The organism is Cupriavidus sp. HPC(L) (genome assembly GCF_000307735.3).
Lineage (GTDB): Bacteria > Pseudomonadota > Gammaproteobacteria > Burkholderiales > Burkholderiaceae > Cupriavidus.
Map to the genome: position 1 here is coordinate 1 of NZ_AMPR02000274.1, position 3,406 is coordinate 3,406.

Annotated in this window: 3 protein-coding genes; 2 read left to right on the forward strand and 1 reads right to left on the reverse strand. The window is 72.5% G+C overall.

What is annotated here, in order from left to right; genetic code table 11:
- Positions 1-61: 61 nt before the first annotated feature.
- On the forward strand, positions 62-985 hold the full coding sequence (locus tag B551_RS15460) for a lysylphosphatidylglycerol synthase domain-containing protein (RefSeq protein ID WP_256364480.1): 924 nt from the start codon (positions 62-64) through the stop codon (positions 983-985).
- Positions 986-996: 11 nt separating this feature from the next.
- Here the strand turns inward: B551_RS15460 and B551_RS15465 are convergent, their stop codons facing one another.
- Positions 997-1,638: a phospholipid-binding protein MlaC gene (locus B551_RS15465; RefSeq protein WP_006579805.1), complete on the reverse strand. Its 642-nt coding sequence runs from the start codon at positions 1,636-1,638 to the stop codon at positions 997-999.
- 92 nt (positions 1,639-1,730) lie between these two features.
- Here B551_RS15465 and B551_RS15470 point away from each other — a divergent pair.
- Positions 1,731-3,406, forward strand: a 1,676-nt coding sequence (locus B551_RS15470) for an MMPL family transporter (protein WP_023264470.1), incomplete at its 3' end; no start/stop codon positions are given.

Here is a 3,406-nt window from a genome sequence, read left to right on the forward strand (position 1 = left end):
GACTATGTGATCGGTATCGCCCGCAGCGGCGCGATGGACGAACCGGCCGTGCTGGCCGCTGCTGTGGCTGCTGCCGGTGCACGGCGTCGCGATCGCGCTCGATGCGCGCGCCTGGCAGGGGCTGCTGCGCGCCGCGGCGCCCATGGCCCGTCCCGGCATGCTGTTCCTGTGGTGGGTCGCCAGCGTGCGCGAGGCCGTCAACCGGCTGCTGCCGACGGCCAATGTCGGCGGCGAGCTGGCCGGCATCCGGCTGGGCAGGCTGCAGGTCGGCGACACCAGCGCGGTCACCGCCAGCGTGGTCGTCGAGGTCATGGTCACGCTGTTTTCGCAGTACCTGTACTGCGTGATCGGCGTGCTGTTGCTGATCGCCGCGATCCCCGGCGGCCATCAGGAACAGCGCGCGCTGACGATCGGCGGCGGGCTGCTGCTGTCGCTGCCGTTGCCTGTCGCGTTTGCGCTGGCGCTACGGCATGGCGCGCTGTTCGCGCGGCTCGAACGGCTGGCGCGGCGCCTGCTGGGCGAGGAACACCGGATGGTCGATGCGATCGCCGGCGCCGACCTCGGCGCCGGCCTGGACCAGCGCATCCGCGCGCTGCTGGGACGCCTGCGCACGCCGGTCGCCGCCGCGGTCTGGCAGCTGCTGGGGCTGACCGCCGGCACCGTCGAGACCTGGTTCGCGCTGCGGCTGCTCGGCCATCCGGTGTCGTTCGGCGAGGCGCTGGCGATCGAGTCGTTGACGATGGCCGCGCGCAATATGGCCTTCTTCGTGCCGGGCGGGCTCGGCGTGCAGGAGGCGGTGGTGATGCTGCTCGGACAGCTGCTGGGCATCGACGCGCAGACCGCGCTGTCGCTGGCGCTGGTGCGGCGCGCGCGCGAGGTGCTGTATGGCGTGCCGGCGCTGCTGTCGTGGCAGTGGTTCGAGGTGCGCCGCTGGCGCGACCGGCATGGCAAGCCCGGCTCGGCCGCACGGGGCCGTCCGCGATGAGGCGCCGCGCTTCAGCGGCTGCCGGCCTGGCGCGCGTTGTGGTCGGTCAGGTAGCGGATCAGTCCGTCGATGCCGTCACGCTCGACGATGTCGGCGAACTGGCGGCGATAGACCTCGATCAGCCACGCGCCCATCATGTTGATGTCGTAGATCTTCCAGCCGTCGATGCCGCGCCGCAGCCGATAGTCGATCTGGTTCTCGTCGCCGGCGGTGATCACGCGGGTGCGCACCACCACGTCGTCGGCATTGGCGCCGGCCTGCGCCGGCGTATAGCGGAACTCGACGTTCTGGCCGCGCAGCTGCGACAGCGACAGCGCATAGGTGTGGACCAGCAGCGTGCGGAACTGCTCGACCAGCTGCTGCTGCTGCACCGGATTGGCGGTACGCCAGGCGGGACCGAGCGCCAGCCGCGTGGTGCGCGCGAAATCGGTGTACGGAAGGAACTGGCGCCGCACCACGGCCACGACGCTGGCCTGGTCGCCGGCGCTGGCCGCGCGATCGGATCGCACCGCGGCGATCACGCCCTCGACGGCGGTGCGGACCTGGCGGTCGGGCGCGGCCCGCTCGGCGGCGTTGGCAGGCAGCGAACAGATCAGCGCGGGCACCGCGATGGCCAGCGCGGAAATCGGCGAATGGGGACGGATATGGAACATGATCGGCAATCCGGCTGCATGGCAAGGCGAGCGATCGAGTATAGCCCCGCGGCGGAGGCCGTTGCAGCGCCGGCTGGCAAGGCCTTGCCGACATGCTGACCGCGGCCATCACCCGCCTGGTGATGCTGGCGACGGCGCGCGCCTGGCTGACCATCGCGCTGGCGGCCGTGGTCTGCGCCGGCAGCGGCTGGTACGCGGCGCGGCACTTCGCGATCAATACCGATATCGGCCGGCTGCTCGATCTCGACGCGCCCTGGGCGCGCTACGATGCCGCGCTGAACCAGGCCTTCCCCGACCGCGATCGCCTGATCCTGGCGGTCGTGCAGGCACCGGTCCCCGAGCTGGCCGAGGCCGCCGCCGATGCGCTGGCGCAGTCCTTGCGCGAACAGCCGTCGCACTTCGAGGCGGTGCGCCAGCCCGGCGGCGGCGCCTTCTTCGCGCGCAACGGCCTGCTGTTCGTCGATACGCCGGCGCTGGCCCGGCTCACGCGCGACCTGACCGATGCGCGCCCGCTGCTGAACGCGCTGGCGCGCGATCCGAGCCTGCGCGGGCTGGCCGATACGCTGTCGGTCTCGCTCGGCCTGCCGCTGCAGATGGGCCAGGTCACGCTGGCACAGATGGCGCCGCTGCTCGCGCGCAGTGCGATGACGCTGGAGCAGGTGCTGGCGGGCCGGCCGGCAGCGCTGTCCTGGCGCACGCTGGCCGACCCGATGCCCGCGGCCGGACCGGCGCTGGCCTTCGTCGCGGTCAGCCCCGTACTCGATTACGGCGACCTGCAGGCCGGCGCCGATGCCTCGGCCGCGATCCGCGCCAGCGCGGCGCAGCTGCAACTGGCGCAGCGCTACGCGGCCGAGGTGCGGCTGACCGGGCCGCAGGCGCTGGCCGACGACGAGTTCGCCTCGGTGGCCGACGGCGCCGCGCTGAACGGCGCGGTGACGGTGCTGGTGGTGATCCTGATCCTGTGGCTGGCGCTGCGTTCGGCGCGGCTGATCGTCGCCGTGCTGCTGAGCCTGGTCGCGGGCCTGGCCGTCACCGCCGCGCTCGGCCTGGCGATGGTCGGCGCGCTCAACATGATCTCGGTCGCGTTCGCCGTACTGTTCGTCGGCCTCGGCGTGGACTTCGGCATCCAGTTCGGCGTGCGCTACCGGGCGGAGCGCCACGATCGCGACCATATCGTGACGGCGCTGGCCCATACCGCGCAGGCGCTGGCGATTCCGCTGTCGCTGGCGGCGGCGGCCACGGCCGCGGCCTTCTTCGCCTTCCTGCCGACCGACTATCGCGGCGTGGCAGAGCTGGGGCTGATCGCCGGCGTCGGCATGTTCGTCGCGTTCTTCACCACGGTCACGCTGCTGCCGGCGCTGATCCGCGTGCTGCAGCCCAATGGCGAGACGGTCGCGCCGGGCATCCGCTGGCTCGCGCCCGCCGACGACTTCTTCGAGCACCATCGCAAGCCGGTGCTGTGGGTCACCTGCGGCGTCATCGTGGCCGCCTCGCCGCTGCTGACGCAGCTGCGCTTCGACTTCGATCCGCTGAACCTGAAGGACCCCGCCTCCGAATCGATGGCGACGCTGCGGGCGCTGAAGGACGCGCCGCAGGCGGGCACCGAGGATGTCAGCGTGCTGGCGCCGTCGCTGCAGCAGGCGCGTGCGCTGGCGGCGCGGCTGGGGGCGCGGCCCGAGGTGGCGCGCGTCACCACGCTCGACAGCTTCGTGCCGGCCGATCAGGACGCGAAGCTGCCGTTGATCGCATCGGCCGCGCAGGCGCTGCT

Coding starts and splice junctions, on each gene's coding strand:
- B551_RS15465 (WP_006579805.1), bottom strand. CDS start 1,638: ATGTTCCATATCCGTCCCCATTCGCCGATTTCCGCGCTGGCCATCGCG.